Genomic DNA, 24,827 nt, shown 5'->3' with positions numbered 1-24,827 from the left:
CAACTCATGAATGCTGATCGCTGCGGCAGTCTAGTTCACTTCGCCGTTGCAATCTACCTTTGGCGAAACGCAAGGAGACGACAATGGACTACAGATATCTCGGCCGATCCGGCCTTAAAGTTCCCGCCTTGAGTTTTGGCGCAGCGACGTTTGGCGGCAGCGGCCCGCTGTTTGGTGCTTGGGGGACGACGGATGTCGTCGAAGCCCGCCGCCTCGTCGACATCTGCCTGGAGGCTGGCCTCAACCTCTTCGATACGGCGGACGTCTATTCGGCCGGTGCCTCGGAGGAAGTGCTGGGACAGGCGATCCGTGGCCGCCGCGACAGCGTGCTGATATCGACGAAGATGGCGCTACCGATGGGCGACGGCCCCAACGATGCCGGTACCTCGCGCTCGCGGTTGATCCGGACGACAGAAGATGCGTTGCGCCGGCTCGGCACGGATTACATCGACCTGCTGCAGCTCCACGCATTCGATGCCCATACGCCGGTGGAGGAGGTGCTGTCGACGCTGGACGATCTCATCTCATCAGGAAAGGTCCGCTATGTCGGCGCCTCGAACTTCGCCGGATGGGAGCTGATGAAATCGCTGGCGGCAGCGGACCGGGGCGGCCATCCGCGCTATGTCGCGCACCAGGTCTATTATTCGCTGGTCGGCCGCGACTACGAATGGGAGCTTATGCCGCTTGGCGCAGACCAAGGTGTCGGCGCGCTGGTCTGGAGCCCGCTCGGCTGGGGGCGGCTGACTGGCAAGATCCGCCGTGGCCAGCCTTTGCCGGAAGGCAGCAGGCTTCACCAGACGGCAGAGTTCGGGCCGCCCGTCGATGACGACAAGCTGTTCGACATCGTCGATGTCCTCGACGGGATTGCCGGGGAAACCGGACGTTCGGTGCCTCAGATCGCAATCAACTGGCTGCTCAGCCGGCCAACCGTCTCGAGCGTCATCATCGGGGCTCGAAACGAGGAACAGCTCCGGCAAAACCTCGGCGCTGTCGGCTGGAGCCTCACCAGCGAGCAGATTGCCCGTCTCGATGCGGCAAGTGCTGTCGCAGCGCCTTATCCCTACTATCCATATCGCCGGCAGGAGGGATTTGCGCGGCTCAATCCGCCGATGTTGCCATAGGTTCCCGCCTCACAGCATCCCCAGAAACTGTTTCAGCTCCGGCGTTTTGGGGTTGCTGAAGAACTCTTCCGGAGGGCCGATTTCGTGGACGCGGCCTTCGTGCATGAAGACGACGCGGGAGCAGACGTCGCGGGCGAACTTCATCTCGTGGGTGACCATCAGCAGCGTCATGCCTTCGGATGCGAGTTCGCGGACCACGGCCAGCACTTCCGACACGAGCTCAGGGTCGAGCGCCGAGGTGATCTCGTCGCAGAGCAGCGCGATCGGCTGCATGGCCAGTGCCCGGGCTATGGCGACGCGCTGCTGCTGGCCGCCGGAGAGCTCGTCGGGATAGGCATCGAACTTGTGGGCGAGGCCGACGCGTTCGAGCATCTTTCGGGCCATGGCTTCTGCATCAGCCTTCGACGTCTTTCTCACCACCGTCTGCGACAGCATGACATTGCGGCCGGCCGTCAGGTGCGGAAAGAGATTGAACTGCTGGAAGATCATGCCGACCTTCAGCCGCAGCGCTTTCAGGTGCAATTCGTCGGGCAGGAACTGGGCACCGGCGACGGAGATCGAGCCGTCGTCGATAAGTTCGAGGCCGTTGATGCAGCGCAACAGGGTGGATTTCCCCGAGCCGCTCTTGCCGATGATGGCGATGACCTCGCCGGGTTCGACGTTTATGTTGATACCCTTCAGAACTTCGTTGCTGCCGAAGCTCTTGCGCACCTCAGTGATTTCGATGAGCGACATTGAGCTTCCTTTCAAGGATCTGGCTGCTCTTCGACAAAGGCCAGCAAAGGGCAAAATAGATGAGGGCGACGAAACCGTAGACGGTGAACGGCTCGAAGGTAGCATTGGTGATGGCGGTGCCGGCCTTCGACAGTTCGACAAAGCCGATGATCGATGTCAGCGCCGTGCCTTTCACCACCTGCACGGAAAAGCCGACGGTCGGCGGCACCGCGACGCGCAGGGCCTGTGGCAGGATGACATGGCGCATCTGCTGGGCGTATCCCATGCCGAGGCTGGCGGATGCCTCCCACTGGCCCTTGACGACGGACTCGACGCAACCGCGCCAGATTTCGGTGAGGAAAGCGGCCGACCAGAGGATGAGCGCGACGCCGGCTGCAAGCCAGGCCGGCACATCGATGCCGAACAGGCCCATGCCGAAGAAGGCGAGGAAAAGCTGCATCAGCAGCGGCGTGCCCTGGAACAGTTCGACATAGTATTTGACGAAGATCCTTGCCATCCGCCGCTTGCCGGTGCGCAGGTAGAGCAGCACCATGCCGAGCAGGCCGCCACCAACGAAGGAGACCAGCGACAGGAGGATTGTCCAGCGGGTGGCATAGAGAAGGTTGCGGACGATATCCCAGGTGGTGAACTGGATCATCGGGGGCTCCTGCGGGGAAAGAGAATGCGGCCGAGGCCAGACAGGAGCTGGCGCAGGATGATTGCCAGCAGCAGGTAGATGGTCGTCGAGACGAAATAGGCCTCGAATGCGCGGAACGAGCGGGACTGGATGAAATTCGCGGCAAAGGTCAGGTCTTCGGCAGCGATCTGCGAGACCACAGCCGAGCCGAGCATGACGATGATGATCTGCGACGACAAGGCCGGCCAGATGCGCTGCAGCGCGGGGACGAGGATCACATGCCAGAATGTCTGGAACGGCGTCATCGCAAGGCTGGCGCCCGCCTCGAACTGGCCGCGCGGTGTCGCCTGAATGCCGGCCCGGATGATCTCGCAACCGTAGGCGCCGAGATTGATGACCATGGCGAAATTGGCTGCCTGCATTTCCCCGAGCTTGATGCCGATGCCGGGCAGGCCGAAGAAGATGAAGAACAGCTGGACGATGAAGGGCGTGTTGCGGATCAACTCGACATAGGGAACGACGATGGGCCTCAGCCAGCGGGGGCCGAGCGAGCGGGCCCATGCGCAGGCGATGGCGAGCGCGATGCCGAAGACCGCGCCGACGGCGGTCAGTTCCAGCGTGATGCCGACGCCCTTGATCAGCATGGGGTAATATTCGCCAAGCCAGGCGAAGTCGAAATGGTAGTGCATCCAGGTTCCTCCGCTTCCGGTCGGGAGGCCGACGCCGCAGGGGCGCCAGCCTTAATCAGGAGCGGTCAGAGGTCTGCCGGAATGTCCTGGTGGAGCCATTTCTGGGTGATCTTGTTCATCGATCCATCGGCCCTGCCAGCCGCGATGATCTCGTTGATCTTGCCCTTGAGGGCGTCCTCGTTCTTGTTGAGGCCGATATAGCAGGGCGACTTGTTCATCAGGAACTTCAGTTCCGGACGGTTCGGCGGGTTCTTCTCGAGGATCGCAGCGGCAATGACGTTGCCTGTCACGATGACCTGGACCTGGCCCGAAAGGAAGGCCGAGATCGTGCCATTATTGTCCTCGAAGCGCTTGATGATGGCATCCGGCGGGGCGATCTTGGTCAGCGCGAGGTCCTCGATGGCGCCGCGGGCCACGGCAACCGTCTTGCCCGAGAGATCGGCAGCGGACGTGATCTTCAGGTCGGCTGGGGCAAAGGCGCCGTTGAAGAAGGGCGCATAGGCGGAGGTGAAGTCGATGACCTTCTCGCGGTCCGGGTTCTTTCCGAGGCTGGAGATGACGATGTCGGCCTTGTTGGTCTGCAGGTAGGGGATGCGGTTGGGCAGCGTCACCGGCACCAGCTCCGCCTTTACGCCCAGCTTGGAGGCGATGAGTTTCGCCATGTCGATGTCGAGCCCCTGCAGTTCCATGTCCGGGCCGACGGTGCCGAAGGGCGGTGCGTCCTGCGGCACGGCAACGCGGATCGATCCACGGGCGGTGATGTCGCTGAGCGCGTCTGCGCGCGCCACATGGGGAGCGGAGACGGTGCCGACCGTCATCATCGCGAGTGCGGCCATGAGGAGGAACTGTTGGCGTTTCATAGGCTTGTCCTTTTAAACTCGAATGAAAACTCAACAAGGCCTACGCAATTCGCGTGCCAGACGGGGGCCGCCGGGACTGGCGCGATGTGGCAGGTCCGAGGTCTTCCACGAGCCCAAAGGCGGCTTGCCGAAAACGCACATGCCGCGATTTTGTGCAATATGTCGGTTCTCTAACGCTGCATCAATTGTTGGTCGCAGCCGCAATTCCGATCTGCAGGAGAGGAAGGTCCGGTGTCGTTCCGTGAGACCGCTGGACCCTATGTTGGGCTGGACAGGACGGATCGCTTGTCTCATAGAAGCCCTTCGGGGCCTGGCAGGTCCTGCCGAGATCGCATGGGAGATCGCGCAATGGCGCTGGCGGATGCAAGAGCAGGAACACGCAACGAGGCGGGCGTTGCTGCCGTTCTCGGCATTCTGAAGCAGGCTTTCGGCGACCGTTTCCAGACGGGCGATGCCTTTCGTGCCCAGCACGCGCACACTACGACATACATTCCCTCGCAGCTGCCCGATGGCGTGCTGTTTGCCGAGAGCAGCGACGACGTCAAGGCTGCGGTGCGCGCCTGTTCCGAGCACAAGGTGCCCATCATCGCGTTTGGCACGGGCTCGTCGCTGGAAGGCCAGATCAATGCGCCGAATGGCGGAATATCGATAGATATGAGTCGGATGAACAAGGTTCTTGCAGTCAATGCGGAGGATCTCGATTGCGTCGTCGAGCCCGGCGTGACGCGTGAGGAGCTCAACGTCTACCTGCGCGATACCGGCCTGTTCTTCCCCATCGATCCCGGGGCCAACGCCTCGATCGGCGGCATGACGTCGACCCGCGCATCCGGCACCAATGCGGTGCGCTACGGGACGATGAAGGACAATGTTCTGGCGGTGACGGCGGTCACGGCGTCCGGCGAGGAGATCAGCACCGCCCGCCGGGCCCGCAAATCCTCCGCCGGCTACGACCTGACCCGGCTGTTCGTCGGATCCGAGGGGACGCTCGGCATCCTGACATCGGTGACGCTGCGGCTGCAGGGCATTCCGCAGAAGATCGCCGGTGGCGTCTGCGCCTTCCCGACCATCAAGGCGGCCTGTGACGCTGTCATCATGACCATTCAGATGGGCATTCCCGTTGCCCGCATCGAATTGCTGGACAGCATGCAGGTGCGTGCCTGCAACCGCTACTCCGGTCTCTCCTATCCCGAGAAGCCGACGTTGTTCCTGGAATTTCACGGCACCGAGGAAACGGTGCCGCTGCAGTCTGCGGAATTCGGCGAGATCGCTGCCGAATGTGGCGGGGACGAGTTTCAATGGACCGTCAATCTAGAGGAGCGCAACAAGCTCTGGAAGGCCCGCCACGATGCGTACTGGGCCTGCCGCGCGCTAGCGCCTGAAATGGCGGCCTTGTCGACGGACGTCTGCGTGCCGATTTCGAGGCTTGCCGAGTGCGTCGTCGAAACACAGGCCGATATCGAGGCGCATGGACTGCTGGGGCCGATCGTCGGGCACGCCGGTGATGGAAACTTCCACGTCCTGCTTCTGTTCGACGACAAGACGCCCGAAGGTGTCGCCGTTGCCGAGGCATTTGTGGCGCGTCTCAATGCACGGGCGCTGTCCATGGACGGCACCTGTACGGGCGAACATGGGATTGGCCAAGGCAAGATGGCGTTTCTCGAGCAGGAGCTCGGCGGTGCCGTCGACCTGATGCGCCAGATCAAGCGCGGTCTCGATCCCGATGGCATATTCAATCCTGGCAAAATCTTTCATGCAGACTGAAAAATGGAATATTACCATGAGTTTGCCTTGCCCCCGACGCGAATGGCGCTAGTGTCGTGACGGGCATGAGGAATGGAGATTCAACGCGTTGTTAGGCAAGGTCCTGGTCTTTCTGGGTGGCGTTCTGGTGGTGGTGCTGTTCGTGGCGCTGCTGGCGCCGCTCTTCATCGACTGGACCGGATTCCGGCAGAGTTTCGAGGAGCAGGCCAGCCGTATCATCGGCAAGAAGGTCACCGTTCATGGTTCCGTCGATGCCCGCCTGCTGCCGTTTCCCTCAGTAACGCTGCATGACGTGCGCGTCGGCCAGGAGCCGGACGGGACGCCGATTGTACAGATTTCCGAATTTGCGATGGATGCGGAGCTTGCGCCTTTCCTGTCTGGCGAGGCGCTGATCTTCGATATGCGCATCTCCCAGCCGAAGGTCCGCCTCCGGCTGCTGAAGGATGGAACGCTGGACTGGATGCGCGGCAGCCAGTCGGAAATTCCGGCGAAATCCGTCGTGCTGGAAAACGTCCATGTGGATGGTGGCTCGGTCGAGTTCATCGACGAGCAATCCGGGCGCACGCGACATATTACCGATCTCAATGCCGAGATGTCCGCGAAATCGCTGGCCGGTCCGTGGCGGGTCGAAGGCGAGGCAGCGCTCGATGGCGAGCATGGGAAGTTCACCATCGCCAGTAGCCAGCTGGATGACAACGGCGTGCTGAAGGTCCGCACGCGCCTGGTGCCGCAAAGCCACCCGGTCAGCATCGATCTCGATGGCGAACTGAAGCTGGTGGCGAGCAAGCCCGATTACCTCGGTACGTTCTCGGCCGGCATCGAAACCCGCCAGGCGCGCAAGGTGTCGGGCGACGCCAAATCGAGCGAGCCGCGGGCCAAGGGCAAGTTCGAACTCACCAACGACCGTATTCGTATTCCCGAATACCGCCTGGAGCTCGGTGCTTCCGACGACCCTTATGTCATCACCGGCGAGGCCACGCTCGATACCGGGCCAAAGCCGGAGTTCCTGCTGACGGCGGATGGACAGCAGATCGACGTCAACCGGCTCGGAAATCAGGGCAGCGAAGGCAAGACGACGCGCAACCCCGCAGTTTCCGCGCGGCAAAGGCTGAGCAACCTCATTGCCATCGCCGCGGAGATACCGGTGCCGCAAGTGCCGGGCAAGGCGACGGTACGCCTGCCTGCAATCGTTGCCGGCGACACGACATTGCGCGACGTGCAGCTCGATCTCGAACCAGCGGGCGCCGGCTGGACTGTTGACAAGGCGGTCGGCACGCTACCCGGACGCACCCAGGTGGAAGCCAAGGGCAAGCTGCTGCTGCAGGGCGACCCGAACTTCACCGGCAACCTCCTGGTGGCCTCAAGCCAGCCCTCGGGGCTCGCCACATGGCTGTCCGGCACCGTCGATCCGTCCATCCGCGAGTTGAAGGACGCCGGCTTTTCGGCGGACGTCAACCTGACCCATTTGCGGCAGCGTTTCGACAACCTCGAGATTGCCATCGGCGATGCGACGCTGAAGGGGCGGCTGGATCGTCAGATACCGGAAAACCAGGCGCCGACGCTGGCTGTCGATCTCAATGGCGATTCCCTCGATCTCGACGCGCTGCGCGCCCTGACCGGCCTGTTTACCGGACAGGAACCGGGTGAAAACATTCTCGATCACAAGATCAACGCCCATCTGAAAGCAGACAAGTTCTCCGCCTTCGGCATCGCGGCAAGCGATGTCGAGACTACGTTCGGCATTGCCGATGGAGCTCTGAAGCTCGACAAGTTGTTCGTGCGCGACGTTGCCGGCGCAGAGATTACCGCCACCGGGCGCGCGTCAGGCTCGCTGCTCGACTACAAGGGATCTGGCGAAATTACCTTCAAGGCTGCCGATCCGACATCGTTTTTCACGATGCTCAGCCAGCACCTGCCGCATCACCCGGTCGTCGACCGCCTGGTGCGCAATGGTGCATGGTACGGCAACACGGCCCTTCGCGGTGCGCTGACGCTGGGCGGGGACCAAGGCAACGGGCTGGCACTGACGCTGGCCGGCGTCTCCAACGGCAGCCGCGTCAACCTCGATTACCGCATGTCCGACCTCCTGGCGCTGACCGGCAAGGGCACGACGACGCTCGAGGCGACGCTCGAGAATTCGGTCACCTCGATCCTGTTCGGCCAGGCGGGCCTCGATCCGCTGCCCGTCGATGCCGATGCCAACGGACGCCTGACCCTGAAGGTTTCGGCGACCGATAACGACCCTGCCGATGCGGCACTCACATTTGCCACGGACAAGACGTCGTTTACTGCCAACGGCAAGGTCGATGTCCGGCCGGCGACATTCCTCAACGGCACGATGGCGCTGTCGATGGAGAGCGCCGATCTCGATCCGTATCTGGTCATGAACGGAATCGGCATGCCGCAGATGGGCCCCGGCCTGCCAGCGAAACTCCAGACTACCGCAACCATCGATTCGGACAAGGTGGCGTTCTCCGACATCAAGGGGCAATTCGCCAGCAACGGCGTGACCGGCAAGCTGGCCTTCGACCGCAAGGCACACAACATCAAGGCAAGCGGCGACATTGCCATGACGGAAGCCGATCTCGGGTGGCTCGGAGAGGCCATCTTCGGCCCGATGACGGACCCGGCCGATGGCAGCCTGACGAGGGCCAAGCTGGGACTGCCGATGTTCACCGGCACCGACATCAACGTAAAACTGTCGGCGAAGCAGATGTGGCCAGGCATTTTCGGTCCCGTATCCGATTTCACCACCAACATGTCATACAAGGGCGATGCCCTGCAGTTCAACGACATGGCGGGCAAATGGAGCGGTGGAACGATCGGCGGCCGCCTGCTGCTCGCCAACAATGATGGCAATGCCTTGCTGCAGACGAAGATCGATCTCGGCAATGCTGATCTGGCCGTCATCGGCTGGCAGCGCGACGGTGCCCCTGTGGCGAGCGGGAGGGCAGGGCTCTCGCTCAGCATGGAGGCAAGCGGCAAGAGCGTCAGCGATCTCGCGGCCTCGGCGAGCGGCTCCGGCCAGGTGATGCTTGGCGAAACGCGTATTCGCGGCCTCAATCTCGGCATCCTGCCATCGCTGCTGTCGGCCACCGACCAGATCCAGGGCGCCGTGACCGCAGACAAGGTGGAGCCGATCGTGCAGGCGCTGCTGAACAACGGCGATGCGGTGTTGAAGCCGCTGACGATGCCGCTCAATATTTCGGGCGGACGGGTGCGGATCGACAATGTCGTTGCCATGACCGATACGGCGCAATTGACCGGCAATGCCGACATCAACCTGTCCGACGAGACCATTCGTGGTGCGCTTGCCATTTCGCTCAACGCCGGCGCAGATGCTGTCGGTGGTGCCAATCCCGCCCTGCGTCTCGGCTTCACGGGGCCGCTGGCGACACCGACTCGTAGCGTCGATTCCAGTGCGGTCACCAGCTTCCTGTCGTTGCGGGCTTTCGAGCGCGAACGACGCCGGGTCGAGCGGCTGCAATCGGGCGTGCTGGAAAAGCAGCGGTTGAGGCGCGAGGTGGCGGTCACCAAATTCGCAGCCACCGAGCGCGATATCAAGCGCCAGCAGGATGCGGTCATTGAGGAGCAGCGCAAGGCCGAGGAGGAGCGCCTGAGAGTGCTCGCCGAACAAGCCGAGACTCAGCGACAGGCGGAGGCGGCGACGAAGGCTAAGCTGCAGGCGGAAGCCGATGCCGCCGCCAAGGCTGAAGCCGACGCTGCGGCCAAGGCACAGGCCGAAGCTCAGGCGCAGGCTGAAGAAAAGGCAAAGGCCGATGCTGCGGCAAAGGCTAAGATCGAGGCGGCAACGAAGGCACGTGCTGAAGCCTTGGCCAAATTTCAGGCAAACGAGGCGGCACGGGCCGAAGCTGAGGCCAAGGCAAAAGCCGATGCCGAACAGAAAGCCAAATCGCAGCAGCAGCTACCTCTACAGGCGCCACTGACTGTTCCGGATTTTTCCACTCCACCGCAAAAGTTCTGATCAGGCGGGGCAGTCGCGGGTCGTCACTCTTTTCTGGCAGCGTCCTTCAGCCATTGGAGGACATGGAGCCTCAGTGCTGACGACAGATTGCTCTCGGGAGATCTTGCATCGTCGATTTCGGCGATAAGGGCGGCCTGCGAGAGGCCCCGGGCATTGGCAATCAGCTTCAGTTCGTCCCAGAAGCCATCCTCCAGCGTGAAGCTGGTGCGGTGGCCATGGAGCGTGGCGGAGTGTTTGCGGATCATGATGGCCCGGTGGACGTTTTTTCGGAAACGACTGTAAACGATCGACCGGACGCATTTGATTGCGTGCATCCGCCAAGCTTGCGGCTTATTTTTCGTCAGGCGGCTGAACGATGTGTCCGTCGTCCAGCGCCTTGCTGGCCTTGTCGTTGAGCGCTGTTGTCAGTCTCTTTTCGGTCTTGGTGCGGCCGAAGCTGATACGGTTTTGCTCGGCCTGCTTTTCCTTGTCGGAGCGCGCCTGATGCTTTCGAAACTGTTTCAGGTTGACGATCTCTGCAGTCATCGATCCGCTCCTCAACGCATCACATGAAGCCGTGGACGCGTCACTGCTTCTTGCGGAAGGCATCCAGCGACACGACGGAGCCGGGCTTCTTCGGCTCGCTTTCATTGATGGCGACGTGCTCGACCGGTGTATCCGTATTGACAGGATATGCGGTGATCTCGCCGCTCGGCAATTCTTCCTCTTCGCTGAGAGGCACGTCGAATTCGAGCTCAAAATTCACCGACGGGTCATAGAAACCGCGGATGGCGTTAAAAGGCACCACCAGCTTTTCCGGTACATCCGAGAACGACAGACCGATCTCGAAATGGGTCTCGGTGATCTTCAGTTCCCAGAACTGGTGCTGGATGACGATGGTCATCTGTTCCGGATACTTCGACTTCAGATGCTGGGAGATGCGCACACCAGCGGCGCCGGTCAGGAATGTGATAAAGAAGTGGTGGTCGCCGGGCAGGCGGCCGGTCGTGCCGACCTCGGTCAGAACCTTACGGATAACTCCGCGCAGAGCGTCCTGTGCCAGAATATCGTAGCGGATATGATCCTGCCCCATGCTTTCCCGTCTTTCGTTGGCCGTCTTCAAGGCTCTATGCCACAGCAGGCGGATTCGGAAAACCCCCGACGCGCGAGTCATGTCGACCGACCATACATGATTTCCGAAAAAGGGAGAAGGTGGAGGTTTCTGTTGCCAGGTACCTCCGAACCCCGCCTTAAGGTGCGAACCTTCAGGACTTGATTTGAAGTGTCACACTGCGATTAAGCAGCGAGACGAGCTTCCGCATAGTTGGTGTTTGCAACTACAGATTTAGTCCGATAACGGTGGTACAATGCCGAGCAAAAAGTAGATCTTTACACCCTTGTCGATCCTATTTCGCCCCCATCAAAAGCCGATCATCACTGGCCGGTTTTTGGTGGAGGCGCCGGGTACCGCCCCCGGGTCCAATAGGCTTATTACATCGCTCATTTATCGCCATAGCCGGTCCGAAAACCGGCAACACCGATATAGTGTCTTCTCGCGCCCGATGGAAGGCCTCGTGGCAAATTTGCTTGGCATTTTCTCGATAGGCGATGAAACTGGGGGAGAAGCCGGTCCCGACTGCCGGCATGGCTTGGTTTTGCGGCGGAGCGACGCTACGAAACTGGCAACGTAAGAGGATTTCTCATGGCCCGGCACCCCGAATACCAGTACCTGGATCTGCTGGAACATCTTCTGGAGAAAGGCGACCGACGCATCGACAGGACCGGCGTCGGCACGCTGTCGACGTTCGGCGCGATGATGCGCTTCGACCTGTCCGATGGAAGTTTCCCGGTCTACACCACCAAGCGGGTATTCTGGAAAACGGCCGTCAAGGAAATGCTGTGGTTCCTGACGGGGCAGACCAACATCCAGTCATTGCTGCGCGAGAACGTCCGGATCTGGACCGACTGGCCGCTCGATAAATATCGCAAGGCAACCGGCGACGATATTTCGCAGGAGGCCTTCGAGGAGCGCGTGCTCGGCGACGACGCTTTCGCTGAGGAGTGGGGCGATCTCGGGCCTGTCTACGGCAAGCAGTGGCGGCGGTGGCTGGATGCGGACGGTCAGGAGCACGACCAGATCGCAGCTGTCATCCAGACACTGAAGTCCAATCCCTCCAGCCGGCGCATGCTGTTCCACGCCTGGAACGTCGGTGAACTCGACCGGATGGCGCTCAGCCCGTGCCATATGACTTACCAGTTCTATGTCAGCAATATCGCAGAAGAGGGCGTCGCTTCTGGGTCGGGCAAGAAAGGCAAACTTTCGCTGCTGGTCGGCCAGCGATCCTGCGACGTCGGCCTTGGCAATCCGTTCAATCTCGCCCAGCAGGCGGCGCTGGTCCATATGGTTGCCCAGCAGGTGGACATGACGCCGGGCGAACTGATCTGGGTCGGGGGAGATGTGCACCTCTATCTCAACCATGTCGATCTGGCCCGCACGATCCTCAGTCGCGAGCCCCGGCCGTTTCCGAAGCTTCGCCTGTTGCGCCATCCAGACAGCATCGACGATTATCGCATCGAGGACTTCGAGGTCAGCGGCTACGATCCGCATCCGGCCATCGAGGCCCCGGTCGCGGTGTAGCGACCGGGCACGGCGAAGGGATCAGGCGCTTGCCGGCCTCTCCGGCTGGGTATCGTTGTTGCCGGTGGTCTTGAGGAGTATCGCGCCGACAATTGCAGACAAGAACGAGCCGAGCAGGACGCCGAGCTTGGTTTCATCCTGCAGCATCGGGTCCGAGGCAAAGGCCAGCAGGCCGATGAACAGGCTCATGGTGAAACCGATGCCGCAGAGAAGGGCGACGCCGTAGAGTTGAAGCCAGGTCGCGTGCCGGGGCAGTTCCGCCCAACCCATGCGGATGACTGCGGCCGAGAAGGCGAAGACGCCAAGCTGCTTGCCGAGGAACAGGCCGGTTGCCACCCCGAGCGGGACGGGATCGACGAAAGCACCAAGCGACAGTCCGGCAAACGAAACGCCGGCATTGGCAAACCCGAAAATTGGCACGATCAGGAAATTGACCCAGGGCTGTATGCCGTGCTCCAGCGTCAGCAGCGGAGAGGCTTCCGTATCTGTTTTCTTCGCGATGGCCCTCAGCGGGATGGTGAAGGCGAGGGCGACACCGGCGAGCGTCGCATGGATGCCCGACTGCAGCGTCAGGAACCACAGGATTGCGCCCAGCGCCAAGTAAGGCACCAGGCGTGTCACGCCGGCGCGGTTGAGTGCTACCAGCGCGAGCAGTGTCACGGCAGCGCCGCCGAGCGCATAGACATTGAGGTCGCCGGTATAGAACACCGCAATGATCAGCACTGCGCCGAGATCGTCGATGATTGCGAGGGCCGTCAGGAAAACGCGCAGCGATGTCGGGACTGCCGGCCCGAGCAGCGACAGGACGCCGAGAGCGAAGGCGATATCGGTGGCAGACGGGATAGCCCAGCCCTTCGGATGCCCGGCTTCCCCGAGATTGAACGAGAGATAGATGAGGGCGGGCACCAGCATTCCGCCGATCGCTGCGACACCAGGGAGGATCCGGCGCGACCAGGTCGACAACTGGCCGTCGAGAACTTCCCGCTTGATCTCCATGCCGACCATCAGAAAGAATATTGCCATCAGGCCATCGTTGACCCAATGAAGTATCGAAAGACCTCCGACGTAGAGATGCAGGGTGTCCGCATACACAGGATAGAAGGGTGAGTTGGCGACGGCCAGCGCCACCACTGCGGACACCATGAGAACGATGCCGCCTGCGGACGAACTCTCCAAGAAATGCCGCACGAACGACATCGGCCGGATTGGAAACTTCGATTTTTTTACTGTTTTCATTCTGCTGTTTTGGACTATCCAGGCGTGCAAATCCAGACGAAACCGGCAATTTAGATATCGCGAGGCTGTGCCCGGGTTTGGAAGCGCGTGTCAGGCGTTTTGTCCTCGGGTCTTCGAAATCACCGGCACTGCGACTATAAAGCCAAGCGATTTTCAGCCTGAAACGGCGTATCGCGTTTCGCTGCAACTGGCCGTCGAGGAGATCAGCGCGAAATGGAGTGCCTCAGACCTTTGATTTTGCGGAAGATGCAGGTGGCGGCTTTCACAGTCGCTATGATGATCGGCGGAGCGACGGGGGTGTCGGCCGAGGATATTGCGCATGGCAAGAAAGTCTTCCAGCTCTGCACGCAATGCCATGTGGTTGACCGCGAGAGGAACGGCTTCGGTCCCTATCTGAAGGGCGTCGTCGGCAGGCCTGCCGGGGCCGTTGCCGGCTATCGATATTCCAAGGCCATGAGCGACGCCGGTGCCGCGGGACTGGTGTGGGACGAGGCCGCGCTTTCGGCGTTTCTCTCCAGTCCGAAGAAGAAGGTGCCGGGCACCACAATGCCGTTCTGGGGGCTATGGAGCGACAGCGAGATCAAAGACGTAATTGCATACCTGCGCGCCAATCCGTGATGGGAACGGCCCCGAAAGCCGGGGCCGTATGTGGGCGGTGAGAAACTGCCTCTGACTTTTTACGACGGGTTCTTGTCCTGCGTCTTCGTGTCGAAATCGGCGGCATCGTGGCGCTCGTGCAACTGGCTCGACGGTTCTCCAAACACGCGATTGACCATGCGGCCGCGCTGGACTGCGGGGCGTTCGCCGATCAGGTCGGTCCAACGCTGCAGGTTCTTGTATTCCTGGACCTGCAGGAACTCGGCTGCTTCGTAAAGCCAGCCCTTGGCCAGCGCACCGTACCAAGGCCAGACTGCGATATCGGCGATGGTGTAGTCCGAGCCGGCCAGATATTCGTTGTCGGCAAGCCGGCGGTCGAGGACGTCCAGCTGGCGTTTCGTTTCCATCGTGAAGCGGTTAATCGGGTATTCCATCTTTGTCGGTGCGTAGGCGTAAAAGTGGCCGAAGCCGCCGCCGAGATAGGGGGCGCTGCCCATCTGCCAGAACAGCCAGGACATGCATTCCGTGCGGATCGGCTGTTCCGTCGGCAGGAAGGCGCCGAATTTTTCGGCGAGATAGAACAGGATCGAGCCTGATTCGAAAACGCGTACCGGTGTCGGTCCGCTGCGATCCATCAGGGCCGGGATCTTGGAATTCGGATTGATGTCGACGAAGTCGCTGCCGAACTGGTCGCCTTCGTTGATGCGGATCAGCCAGGCATCGTATTCAGCCCCTTCGTGGCCGAGGGCCAGCAGTTCCTCGAGCATGACCGTGACTTTCACACCGTTGGGTGTCGCCAGGGAATAGAGCTGCAGGGGATGCTTGCCGACAGGAAGCGCCTTTTCATGGGTGGCTCCGGCGATGGGCCGGTTGATATTGGCGAACCGCCCGCCGCTTGCCTTGTCCCATGTCCAGACGCTGGCGGGCTTGTATTCGGTGTTCTCGGTCATCGGTTAACTCCAGTCGGGATTGCCGGTTTTTGCTTGAGGCAAGGACCAAATGGTATGCTGCATTTCGCAGGCAAGGTCTACTTTTGCGATGCGGTCGCGAGACTGATGCTCGATCGAGCCTTTGTATGGCATCGGTGGTTATGGTGCGATAAGGACAGGCGGGAAGGCCGACCGTGCCAGTATCGGTGCCGGCGCGGCTGATGGATTGAAGGGATGCAGGTTCCATGTCGGACATAAGGCAGGTCATCGTCGTCGCGATTTCGCGAAACAGCATCATCGGCCGGGATGGTGCCATGCCATGGCGGTTGTCCACCGACCTCAAGCGTTTCAAGGCATTGACGTCGGGAAAGCCGGTCATCATGGGCCGCAAGACGTTCCAGTCGATCGGCAAGCCGCTGCCGGGAAGGCCGAACTTCATCGTCACCCGCGACCCCAATTTCGCTCCAGAAGACGTTACCGTTGTGAACTCCCTGCAGGATGCGCTTGCGCAAGCATCCGAAAGGGCAAGGCTTGATGGGGTGGATGAAATCTGCATCATCGGTGGCGGAGAGATCTATCGCCAGGCGATGGAGACCGCCGAGCGCATGTATGTGACGCACATCGAGACAGAGGTTGAGGGAGACACATCCTTCCCGGCGATCGACCCGGCGGTATGGCAGGAAGAGGCCGAGTTGGCAGTCCCCGCTGGCGAGCGAGACAGCTTTGCAACGCGCTTCGTGACGTATCGTCGCCGGTGAAAGTCGTGCGGATTACAGGCGTGGCTCTGCCCGCTTCAAGGTTTGCAACGGCTTTGCCGCGAAACACGCTAAAGTGCATTTAAGCTCTAAAAATCTACTATTTTTCCAATTATGCGGCCCAACTTCCAGAGGTTGCGTTGAAAGCGACATCGTCGATACCTATAACGAGGGCAATCGTTGCTGCCGCGGGGAACCAGGGCCGGACAACGTGTCAAGAATTACACGAACGATGAGGTTTTAATGCCCTGGAGTAATCAGAATGGCGGCGGTCCCTGGGGCGGCGGTGGCAGCGGCGGCGGTAATGGTGGCGGTGGCGACAAGCCAGGCCCCTGGGGCAAGGGTCCCAACCGTCCGCGCGGCAACGGCGGGGGCGGTCCTCCCGATCTGGAAGACATCATCCGACGCGGCCAGGAGCGCCTGCGGGGAATCATTCCAGGCGGTTTCAACAGCGGCATTTTCCTGATCGTTGCTGCGGTCGTCGTCGTTTTCTGGCTTATCCAGTGCATCTACACCGTCCAGCCGGACGAGCGCGGCGTCGAACTGCGCTTCGGCAAGCCGAAAGAGGAAGTCTCGCTTCCCGGTCTTCATTTCCACCTTTGGCCGATGGACCAGATCAATATCGTCAAGGTCACCGAACAGCTGCAGAGCATCGGTGGACGCGGCAGTGCAAATTCCACCTCCGGCCTGATGCTGTCGGGTGACCAGAACATCCTGAACGTCCAGTTCACGGTGCTGTTCACGGTGAGCGACCCCAAGGCCTATCTATTCAATCTGGAAAATCCCGCAGAAACCCTGCAGCAGGTGTCCGAGAGCGCTATGCGTGAAGTCGTCGGTCGTCGTCCGGCACAGGATGCATTCCGCGACAACCGTCAGCCGATCGCCAGCGAAGTCCAGAACATCATCCAGGGCACGATGGACCGCTACGGCTCGGGTATCGCCATCAACCGCGTCAACATCGAGGATGTCGCTCCGCCTCGCGAAGTTGCCGATGCCTTCGAAGAAGTGCAGCGTGCCGACCAGGACAAGCAGCGCCTCGTCGAAGAAGCCAACCAGTATGCCAACCAGAAGCTCGGTGGCGCACGCGGCCAGGCGGCGCAGAACCGCGAAGAAGCGGCCGCCTACAAGGACCGTGTCGTCAAGGAAGCCGAGGGTGAGGCCCAGCGCTTCGTGTCGGTCTACGACCAGTACGTCAAGGCGCCCGATGTCACCCGCGAACGCCTGTTCCTTGAAACGATGGAATCCGTCTTGAAGAATTCGAACAAGGTCATCATCGACCAGAAGCAGGGCGTGCTGCCCTACCTGCCGCTGAACGGGATCGGCAAGGTCGTTCCGCCGGCTGCCGCGACAGAGGGGGGTAAGTAACATGTCCTCCAGTCGTCTTCCGGCGATCGTCATCGCCATCGTCGTGCTCCTGTTCATCGTCTATTCGTCGGTGTTCGTCGTCAACGCCCGCGAGCAGGCCGTTCTGGTCCGCTTCGGTCAGATCCAGTCGGTGAAGTCCGAGCCGGGCATCTATTTCAAGCTGCCTTTCGCCTTCGCCGACGCCGACCGCGTCCAGTATGTCTCCAAGCAGGCCTTGCGCTTCGATCTGGACAACATCCGCGTTCAGGTTAAGGGCGGCGCCACTTTCGATGTCGATGCCTTCGTGGTCTATCGCATCGCCGATGCCCGCAAGTTCCGTGAAACCGTGTCGGGTGACCGCACGGCGGCCGAATCGCAGCTTCGTACCCGCTTCGACGCCTCTCTGCGTCGGGTTTACGGTCTGCGCGAATTCGATGCCGCGCTATCCGACGAGCGCGTATCGATGATGCTCGAAGTCCGCAACGACCTGCACAAGGATGCGGAAACGCTGGGTCTCCAGATCGATGACGTCCGCATCCGGCGCACCGACCTGACGCAGGACGTGTCGCAGAAGACCTACGACCGCATGCGCGCCGAGCGCCTGGCGGAAGCGGAACTGCTGCGCGCCGAGGGCACAGAAGAAGGCCAGCGTCGCCGTGCTGTCGCCGACCGCCAGGTCGTCGAGATCGTTGCCGACGCCAGCAAGGATTCGGAAGTCCTGCGCGGTCAGGGCGAAGCGGAGCGGGCGCGGATCTTTGCGGATGCATTTTCGCGCGATCCTGCCTTCTTCCAGTTCTACCGGTCGATGGCCGCCTACACGACGGCTCTGGGTTCGGGGACGACGACGATGGTGTTGTCGCCGACATCGGATTTCTTCCGGTATTTCCAGAACCCGAACGGCATGCCGCCTGCACCGCAGCCAGGCGCACCCGCCCTGGCCGCGCCATCGGCCAGCGCACCTCTCGCCCTGCCGGGAGCGCCAGCCGTCAACTGACGCTGGCTTACAGGTTAGATCGCAATCATGTCGGGCCATCCAAAGGGTGGCCCGATTTTTTTGTGCCCTCCCACCACAGGGAAGTGGGCACGGTGCCCGGCCTTTGTCATCAAGGGCGGGGATTAGCGAAAAAGGCGATTCCACCCTTCATCATTCCGCCCTATGCTGATGCTGTAATATCTGACCTGACCCTTTGATGAGGATGCCTGATGGCTTCGACCGCTTGCCCGACCCTTCGACGTTCGCTTGCCCTGATGGCTGGCGCGGCCCTTGTCGCCGGCTCCACTTTCAACGGCTTCGAACGGGCTTATGCGGAAGGCACGACGAATGTCCTGTCAGGCGTGCCGGGCACCATGCCGGCCACTCCCGCGCCGCCGAACGCCACGACCCCGCCGACGCCGTCAGGTCCGTTGCCGGTTCCACCGGCAGGATCTGCGGCGCCTGCCGCCCCGCGCCCTCCGATGGCAGGACCTGCCTCGGTTGCCGATCTCGCAGCCGGGTTGCTAGACGCCGTCGTCAACATCTCGACCTCGCAGAAGGTCAAGGGCGAGGGCACCGTGTCGACGCCGAAGATGCCGGACGGATCGCCTTTCCAGGATCTGTTCAACGACTTCTTCAAGGATAAGCCCGGGCAGAGCAACAATCACAAGGTCAGTTCGCTGGGGTCCGGCTTCGTCATCGATCCGAAGGGCTATGTCGTCACCAACAACCACGTCATCGAGGGCGCCGACGATATCGAGGTGATCTTTCCGGATGGCACCAAGCTGAAGGCAAAGCTCGTCGGTACCGACACCAAGACAGACCTTTCCGTCCTCAAGGTCGAGCCGAAGCAGCCGTTGAAGTCGGTTCACTTCGGTGATTCCAGCCAGATGCGTATCGGCGACTGGGTGATGGCCGTCGGCAATCCCTTCGGTCTTGGCGGCTCTGTGACGGTCGGGATCGTTTCGGCGCGTGGCCGCAACATCAATGCCGGCCCCTACGACAATTTCATCCAGACGGACGCCGCGATCAACAAGGGCAATTCCGGCGGCCCGCTGTTCAATATGCGCGGTGAGGTGATCGGCATCAACACGGCGATCATCTCGCCGAGCGGCGGTTCCATCGGCATCGGCTTCTCCGTGCCGTCTGAAATCGCCGAGGGCGTCGTCAAGCAGCTGATGGATTTTGGCGAGACGCGTCGCGGCTGGTTGGGGGTGCGTATCCAGCCTGTCACCGACGATGTGTCGGAGAGCCTCGGACTGCCGTCGGCCAAGGGCGCGCTGGTAGCGGGTGTCATCAAGGGCGGTCCGGTCGACAATGGCTCGATCATTGCGGGCGACGTCATTCTCAATTTTGACGGCAAGGCTGTCAACGAAATGCGCGACCTGCCGCGGGTCGTCGCCGAAAGTCCGGTCGGCAAGGCCGTCGATGTCGTGGTGATGCGCAACGGCAAGCAGGAGACAGTCAAGGTGACGCTCGGCAAGCTGGACGACACGCCCGCTGCGGCAGACGACAAATCCACGGTTCCAGATGCGGCGCCCGGGGGCTCCAACGGCAATGGCGTCATCAACCCGGACGGCGACGGCGCTGGCGATGACGACGGGATGGACGACGATCAGGAAGACCAGGGCGACGCTGCACCGGCTCCGAACGCCGATACAGTCCAGACCGTGCTCGGCATGCAGCTCGCCGGCCTCAACGCCGACAACCGCAAGACCTTCGGTATTGCCGACAGCGTCGACGGTGTCGTCGTCATGCAGGTGGCGCCGGGATCGCCGGCCCTCGAAAAGGGCCTGAAGCCCGGCGACGTGATCGTCGAGGTGGCGCAGGAGTTCATGAAGACGCCTGGATCGATCTCGGCCAAGGTGACCTCACTGAAAAAGGAAGGCCGTCGCAACGCTCAGATGATGATCGCCGCGCCCAACGGCGACCTGCGCTTCATTGCCGTGCCGCTAGAGTAGGTATCAGGCCGCACCTTCGGCGTCGCGCCACTGGTCTGCCGTCAGCCGGTAGAGCACGTGATGCTTCAGCGCCGGCTTGCTGTCGGGGACGCGGGGATGATCGAAATCGCCGTTCATATCCCGGTGCATGCCGATGCGTCGCATGACTGCGGTTGAGCGGTGGTTGTTATGGACGGCGAAGGAGACGATCTCGTCGAGGTGTAGGGTCTCGAAGCCGTGACGGAGCAGGGCAGTTGCCGCCTCGCTGATGAACCCCTGTCCCCAGAACCGCACCGGCATACGCCAGCCGATTTCGACCGTTCCGAGCGGAATGAACGGTTCGAGATCTGTGCGGGCAAGACCGCAGAACCCGACGGTCTCGCCGGTCGCCTTGCTTTCGAGCGCATAGAAGCCAAGGCCTGTTTCGGAAATCAGCCGATGCAGATGGTCGAAGAAGGCATCCGCGTTGGCCCGGTCCCGGCGGACGGGGTAAAATTCCATGACCTTCTGGTCGGAATTCACCTCGAAGAAAAAATCACGGTCCGGTTCGCGCCAGTTGCGAATGATCAGGCGGTCGGTTTCGAGAATGATCATGGCCAAAGTTCCTTCCGTCTCTTGAAGTCTTGAAATCGCTACCGGCGATTCACGCGTCGACAAAGTCGGTTTTGCGGTAACCCTGAATATACAGAAGCGCAGTAAGGTCGGCGTGGTCTATGCGCATTCTTGCCTCAGCGGCGACCGCTGGTTTTGCATGCAGGGCGACGCCGGAGCCGGCGAGCTCCAGCATACCGAGATCGTTGGCTCCGTCGCCGACCGCAATCGCGTCCTCGGTGGAGATGCCGAGGGTGGCCGCGATTTCGGTGAGGGCATCGACCTTTGCCTGCCGGCCGAGGATCGGCTCGGCGACGAAGCCGGTGAGCACGCCATTGTCTTCCAGCAGTACGTTGGCGCGATCTTCATTGAAGCCGAGAGTGGCGCCGATGCGGCTGGTGAAGACAGTGAAGCCGCCGGAGACGAGGGCGGTGTAGAAGCCCTTCGCCTTCATGGTGGCGATCAGTTGCGGGCCGCCGGGTGTAAGGGTGATGCGCCTGGCGATCACTTCGTCGACGACCGAGATCGGCAGCCCCTTCAGCAGCGAGACGCGGGCGCGCAGGGCGGGTTCGAAGTCGATCTCGCCGTTCATGGCCTGCGCGGTGATGGTCGCGACCTGATCCTTCAGGCCGACTTCGGCTGCCAGCTCGTCGATGCATTCCTGGGCGATCATCGTTGAATCCATGTCGGCCACCAGTAATTTCTTGCGTCGTGTCTCGGCGTCCTGGATGACGAGATCGATGGGTCCGCTGCCGATTACGCTCCTGAGGCTCGCCTCCGCAGCGTCCAGGTCGGTGCCGTCCCGGAGGGCGATGTCGCAGGCGATGCCATCAGCCAGCCAATAAAGTCCCGATGCTTTCACCGCATCGGCCGCCTGTTCCGCGAGGCGGGAGACGAGAACGGGGTTTGACGGATTGGCAATAAGCGTGGCAACGAAGGCCATGATGGGAAACCCTGTGAACGACATCGACGCGATCCTGATAACCGGGCCGACCGCCAGCGGCAAGTCCGGCATGGCCGTGGAGCTTGCCAGCCTGTACGACGGCGTGGTGATCAATGCCGACAGCATGCAGGTCTACGACACGCTGCGGATCCTCACCGCGCGCCCATCCATTGAGGATACGAAGGGCATTCCCCACCATCTCTACGGTCACGTCCCGGCCGGAGATGCCTATTCGACCGGAATGTGGCTGCGGCAGATTTCGGAGCTTTTGGCAGAACTCCGCCGGGAGCGTCGCATGCCGGTCATCGTCGGCGGAACCGGGCTCTATTTCAAGGCTTTGACAGGCGGACTTTCTCCCATGCCGGAAATCCCGGCCGAACTTCGTGAGGGTCTGCGCCAGCGGCTTATCGAAGACGGGGCGGAACCGCTCCACCGTGAACTGGCGCAGCGCGACCCGGCGATGGCGGCTAGCCTCAAGCCGCAGGACGGGCAACGCATCGTCAGGGCGCTTGAAGTGAAGCTTGCTACAGGCCAGTCGCTCGCCGCGCTACAGGGACTTGCCGGACCGGTCATCATCGACCCCGCCCGCGCCCGCAAGATCGTCGTACTGCCCGAGCGGCAGGTGCTGCACGAGCGCATCGAACGCCGGTTCGAGGTGATGCTTGCTGATGGTGCGGAGAAAGAGGTAGCCGATCTGCTGACGTTCGGCCTTTCGCCGCAACAGCCCGTCATGAAGGCTATCGGCGTCTCGCAGATTGCGGCGATGTTGCGCGGCGAAATCGGTCGAGAGGAGGTCATCGAACTCGGTTCGGCTGGGACCCGGCAATATGCAAAGCGGCAGATGACCTGGTTTCGTAACCAGATGGATCAAAGCTGGGAGCGGATCGGATGAGAACTGTTGGCGTCAATCCCTGCTAAACAGCGACCCCAGCGGCTTCCTGATAAGACTGTCACGCATCGACGACGCCTGATCGCGGCGTGGAGATGCGGCGGCGTCCTGCGGAAGGTTTGCCCGGCTGGCATCATCGCGCCTGTATTCGCGGCGCAATTCGGCAAGCTTGCTGTCGATCGAGGTCTGCGGAGGCATGGCAAGGCCGGCGGCAGGCTCGCCGGGGCGAGGCAGCATGTCGGGCCTGTAGGATTCGACCGATACGGCACCCGAAGGCAGGGGCCGCGGTGTTTCCTCGGACAGTTGGCGCACCGAAGCTGCTTCCGGTTCGATCTCGTCTTCGCCGGTCCTGCTGCTGCCCGTCGAATAGGCCTGCTGGAACGCCGATATGTCCGGTCCGGAGATCGAGCGCATGCGGCTGACGATATTGCGCAAATCGACCGTGTCCGGGGTCACGTCGTCGGCCCGTTCGGCAAGGCCGTTGGCTTTCGGAATGAGGTTGTCCGCCACCCGGGTGAAGCGCATGCGCATCGGCACGGCAATAGCCTCGCCGAAAGCAATAGCCTCGCCATTGCCGATCGACGACAGGAAGCTGGTGGTGGAGATGGACGAGTTCGGAATGGCGGAGCGGATGATCTCCTGGTCGCGGTCGTTGGCAAGGCGCATGGCAAACAGCGTCGAGCACTGCGACAGGATCGTCTGATCGAGTTCGCCGGGACGCTGCGTGATGATGCCAAGCGAAACGCCGTATTTGCGCCCTTCCTTGGCTATCCGCGATATGGCCTGCCGCGTCGGCACAAAACCGAGATTGGGATCGGCTGGAATGTAGCGGTGGGCTTCCTCGCAGACGACCAGCATGTGGATGGCGCCTTCGCTCCACAGCGCAAGCTCGAACGCCATGCGGCAGAGGACCGAGGCGACGGAATTGACGACTTCCGAGGGAATTCCCGACAATTGAAACGTACAGATAGGCCGGTCGTCGCCCGGGATCCGGAAGATTTCCGCGATGGTCTCCATGATCGTGTCGCTGATCGTGTTGTTGGAGAACATGAAGTGATAGCGCGGATCGTTGATCGCCGAGATGACGCGGATTTTCAGCGAGCGAAGATGCGGCTTCTCCTGCCGTCCCTCGAGCTTGCCAATGCGCTCGTCGATCAGCGCCAGAAGGTCGGCCATCCGGTAAGGAACGGGCGTGTCGGCCGTCATCGAGCTTTTTTCGGTCTGGCGGCGCATCAGCGTCGAATCGTTGCCCCGAAAGGCGCGCTTCGCATCCGGAATGATATCGCGCAGCATATCGAGTTCTTCAGCCACCGGCGGGCGGCCCCGGAAGATCACCTCGGCGAATTCCTCCAGCCGCATCAGCCAGAAGGGCAGGTCGAGCGTATCGGTGTCGACGACGACGGAATGGTCGGGAAAAGCGGCAGCAAATTCGTTGTGGGGGTCGAGGATCAGCACCCGCAATTTCGGATCGGAGGCAATCGCCTTGTGCAGCAGCAGCGATACCGCCGTCGATTTGCCGACGCCGGTCGAGCCGACAACGGCGAAGTGCTTCGACAGCATGGAGGGGATGTGGATGGCGGCGTCGATCGTTTCGTCCTGCGTCAGTTTGCCGATAACGCAGCTGCTCTCCTTGCCGGCGTCATAGATGCGCATCAGGTCGCGAGCGCGGATGCGATGGGCGACGGCGCCGAGATGCGGATAGCGGGAAATACCGGAGGAGAATTCTTCGCGGCCATCGGCATCGACGCGCACTTCGCCCAGCAACTCGGCTTCGATGCGGAACTGGTTGTCCTCACCTTCACCCCAGGCCATGTTGCCGGTGTCCATGGAGTAGACCAGCGCTGCGACGCGGTTGCCCTCTACGCTGATGGAGATCAGCCTGCCGACGGACCACAGTTCCGTGAGATCGGTGCCGCCCGCCTCTGCGGTTGCGGCGATCGTGACGCGGGCGCCGCTGCATGCGACGACGCGGCCAAGAAAGCGGTTCCCCGGGGTAAGGTTGTCGCGGCGGTCGTGTTCGCCCGCTTTGCCTGACGTCTGCAAATCGTTGTTTAGCAACGGGGTGCTCCTGATATCCGCCGAGCATAGGGTTGTCCGCTTAACAAAGTCCTGTCGAAGTGCTTGTTTTTTCAGCGGACCTTTGACGCGTTGACTTTTTATTGCCCAAAGCGTTGACGCTACGAAATTTTCTGTCTATCAATTCCGGTCATGAACATAGCGACAACTCTTATTGTGGTGGGACAGCG

General features: G+C 61.5%; 22 protein-coding genes and 1 other RNA gene. 10 read left to right on the top strand and 13 right to left on the bottom strand.

All coding sequences use genetic code 11. The features are described from left to right. Positions 1-83 precede the first annotated feature (83 nt). Positions 84-1,121, top strand: coding sequence for an aldo/keto reductase (locus PR017_RS09045; RefSeq protein WP_111222882.1), 1,038 nt, complete (start codon positions 84-86; stop codon positions 1,119-1,121). A gap of 9 nt (positions 1,122-1,130) precedes the next feature. Here PR017_RS09045 and PR017_RS09040 read toward each other — a convergent pair whose 3' ends face one another. The 4 genes from PR017_RS09040 to PR017_RS09025 form a co-directional block, all read right to left on the bottom strand. Beyond that, complete coding sequence (locus PR017_RS09040; RefSeq protein WP_111222883.1) at positions 1,131-1,856, bottom strand: amino acid ABC transporter ATP-binding protein; 726 nt, start codon at positions 1,854-1,856, stop codon at positions 1,131-1,133. Then, positions 1,834-2,493 (bottom strand): amino acid ABC transporter permease, encoded by a 660-nt coding sequence (locus PR017_RS09035; protein WP_111222884.1) that lies wholly within the window; start codon positions 2,491-2,493, stop codon positions 1,834-1,836. The genes PR017_RS09040 and PR017_RS09035 overlap by 23 nt, the downstream gene beginning before the upstream one ends. Beyond that, positions 2,490-3,161: an amino acid ABC transporter permease gene (locus PR017_RS09030; RefSeq protein WP_111222885.1), complete on the bottom strand. Its 672-nt coding sequence runs from the start codon at positions 3,159-3,161 to the stop codon at positions 2,490-2,492. The genes PR017_RS09035 and PR017_RS09030 overlap by 4 nt, the downstream gene beginning before the upstream one ends. A 65-nt stretch (positions 3,162-3,226) precedes the next feature. After that, positions 3,227-4,021 (bottom strand): transporter substrate-binding domain-containing protein, encoded by a 795-nt coding sequence (locus PR017_RS09025; protein ID WP_111222886.1) that lies wholly within the window; start codon positions 4,019-4,021, stop codon positions 3,227-3,229. A gap of 348 nt (positions 4,022-4,369) precedes the next feature. Here PR017_RS09025 and PR017_RS09020 point away from each other — a divergent pair, with 348 nt between their 5' ends. Together PR017_RS09020 and PR017_RS09015 are read left to right on the top strand one after the other, a co-directional pair. After that, complete coding sequence (locus PR017_RS09020) at positions 4,370-5,782, top strand: FAD-binding oxidoreductase (protein ID WP_111222887.1); 1,413 nt, start codon at positions 4,370-4,372, stop codon at positions 5,780-5,782. An 88-nt stretch (positions 5,783-5,870) separates the two neighbouring features. Further along, the gene (locus tag PR017_RS09015; RefSeq protein WP_111222888.1) at positions 5,871-9,767 is read left to right on the top strand and encodes an AsmA family protein; all 3,897 of its coding nucleotides are present in this window, start codon (positions 5,871-5,873) and stop codon (positions 9,765-9,767) included. 23 nt (positions 9,768-9,790) lie between these two features. Here the strand turns inward: PR017_RS09015 and PR017_RS09010 are convergent, their stop codons facing one another. The 4 genes from PR017_RS09010 to ssrA all read right to left on the bottom strand — a co-directional run bounded on the left by PR017_RS09010 (position 9,791) and on the right by ssrA (position 11,318). Continuing rightward, positions 9,791-10,012, bottom strand: a complete 222-nt coding sequence (locus tag PR017_RS09010; protein WP_111223023.1) for a ribbon-helix-helix domain-containing protein — start codon at positions 10,010-10,012, stop codon at positions 9,791-9,793. Positions 10,013-10,097: 85 nt separating this feature from the next. Continuing rightward, positions 10,098-10,292 (bottom strand): DUF4169 family protein, encoded by a 195-nt coding sequence (locus PR017_RS09005; protein ID WP_111222889.1) that lies wholly within the window; start codon positions 10,290-10,292, stop codon positions 10,098-10,100. A 40-nt stretch (positions 10,293-10,332) separates the two neighbouring features. Then, complete coding sequence (locus PR017_RS09000) at positions 10,333-10,839, bottom strand: SspB family protein (protein WP_111222890.1); 507 nt, start codon at positions 10,837-10,839, stop codon at positions 10,333-10,335. Between the two features lie 118 nt (positions 10,840-10,957). Beyond that, positions 10,958-11,318: a transfer-messenger RNA gene (gene ssrA, locus PR017_RS08995) on the bottom strand. Positions 11,319-11,448: 130 nt separating this feature from the next. Between ssrA and PR017_RS08990 the strand changes: the two genes are divergently transcribed. Further along, on the top strand, positions 11,449-12,384 hold the full coding sequence (locus PR017_RS08990; protein ID WP_111222891.1) for a thymidylate synthase: 936 nt from the start codon (positions 11,449-11,451) through the stop codon (positions 12,382-12,384). 21 nt (positions 12,385-12,405) lie between these two features. On the opposite strand, the gene nhaA is transcribed toward PR017_RS08990, so the two are convergent. Continuing rightward, positions 12,406-13,620, bottom strand: a complete 1,215-nt coding sequence (gene nhaA, locus PR017_RS08985) for a Na+/H+ antiporter NhaA (protein WP_111222892.1) — start codon at positions 13,618-13,620, stop codon at positions 12,406-12,408. A gap of 246 nt (positions 13,621-13,866) precedes the next feature. Between nhaA and PR017_RS08980 the strand changes: the two genes are divergently transcribed. Continuing rightward, positions 13,867-14,238, top strand: coding sequence for a c-type cytochrome (locus PR017_RS08980; protein ID WP_240539171.1), 372 nt, complete (start codon positions 13,867-13,869; stop codon positions 14,236-14,238). A 59-nt stretch (positions 14,239-14,297) separates the two neighbouring features. Here PR017_RS08980 and yghU read toward each other — a convergent pair whose 3' ends face one another. Next, positions 14,298-15,167, bottom strand: coding sequence for a glutathione-dependent disulfide-bond oxidoreductase (gene yghU, locus PR017_RS08975; RefSeq protein WP_111222893.1), 870 nt, complete (start codon positions 15,165-15,167; stop codon positions 14,298-14,300). Positions 15,168-15,391: 224 nt separating this feature from the next. Here yghU and PR017_RS08970 point away from each other — a divergent pair, with 224 nt between their 5' ends. The 4 genes from PR017_RS08970 to PR017_RS08955 all read left to right on the top strand — a co-directional run bounded on the left by PR017_RS08970 (position 15,392) and on the right by PR017_RS08955 (position 20,179). Then, positions 15,392-15,904: a dihydrofolate reductase gene (locus PR017_RS08970; RefSeq protein WP_111222894.1), complete on the top strand. Its 513-nt coding sequence runs from the start codon at positions 15,392-15,394 to the stop codon at positions 15,902-15,904. 240 nt (positions 15,905-16,144) lie between these two features. Continuing rightward, positions 16,145-17,266 (top strand): FtsH protease activity modulator HflK, encoded by a 1,122-nt coding sequence (hflK, locus tag PR017_RS08965; RefSeq protein ID WP_111222895.1) that lies wholly within the window; start codon positions 16,145-16,147, stop codon positions 17,264-17,266. A 1-nt stretch (position 17,267) separates the two neighbouring features. Further along, entirely contained in the window at positions 17,268-18,239 is a 972-nt protein-coding gene (gene hflC / locus PR017_RS08960; RefSeq protein ID WP_111222896.1) for a protease modulator HflC, read from the top strand. A 209-nt stretch (positions 18,240-18,448) separates the two neighbouring features. Beyond that, positions 18,449-20,179 (top strand): Do family serine endopeptidase, encoded by a 1,731-nt coding sequence (locus PR017_RS08955; protein ID WP_111222897.1) that lies wholly within the window; start codon positions 18,449-18,451, stop codon positions 20,177-20,179. Between the two features lie 3 nt (positions 20,180-20,182). On the opposite strand, the gene PR017_RS08950 is transcribed toward PR017_RS08955, so the two are convergent. Next, a complete protein-coding gene (locus tag PR017_RS08950) occupies positions 20,183-20,752 on the bottom strand; it encodes a GNAT family N-acetyltransferase (protein ID WP_111223025.1) in 570 nt (189 codons plus the stop codon). 49 nt (positions 20,753-20,801) lie between these two features. Next, positions 20,802-21,692: a phosphoserine phosphatase SerB gene (gene serB, locus PR017_RS08945; protein ID WP_111222898.1), complete on the bottom strand. Its 891-nt coding sequence runs from the start codon at positions 21,690-21,692 to the stop codon at positions 20,802-20,804. Here serB and miaA point away from each other — a divergent pair. Continuing rightward, complete coding sequence (gene miaA, locus PR017_RS08940) at positions 21,691-22,584, top strand: tRNA (adenosine(37)-N6)-dimethylallyltransferase MiaA (RefSeq protein ID WP_111223026.1); 894 nt, start codon at positions 21,691-21,693, stop codon at positions 22,582-22,584. The genes serB and miaA overlap by 2 nt on opposite strands. A gap of 12 nt (positions 22,585-22,596) precedes the next feature. On the opposite strand, the gene PR017_RS08935 is transcribed toward miaA, so the two are convergent. After that, on the bottom strand, positions 22,597-24,639 hold the full coding sequence (locus PR017_RS08935; protein WP_111222899.1) for a helicase HerA domain-containing protein: 2,043 nt from the start codon (positions 24,637-24,639) through the stop codon (positions 22,597-22,599). Positions 24,640-24,827 lie beyond the last annotated feature (188 nt).

The sequence above is a fragment of the Rhizobium tumorigenes genome (genome assembly GCF_003240565.2).
GTDB lineage: Bacteria > Pseudomonadota > Alphaproteobacteria > Rhizobiales > Rhizobiaceae > Rhizobium > Rhizobium tumorigenes.
The sequence above is the reverse complement of the archived record's forward strand: the minus strand, read 5'-3'. Positions and strand labels throughout refer to the sequence as shown.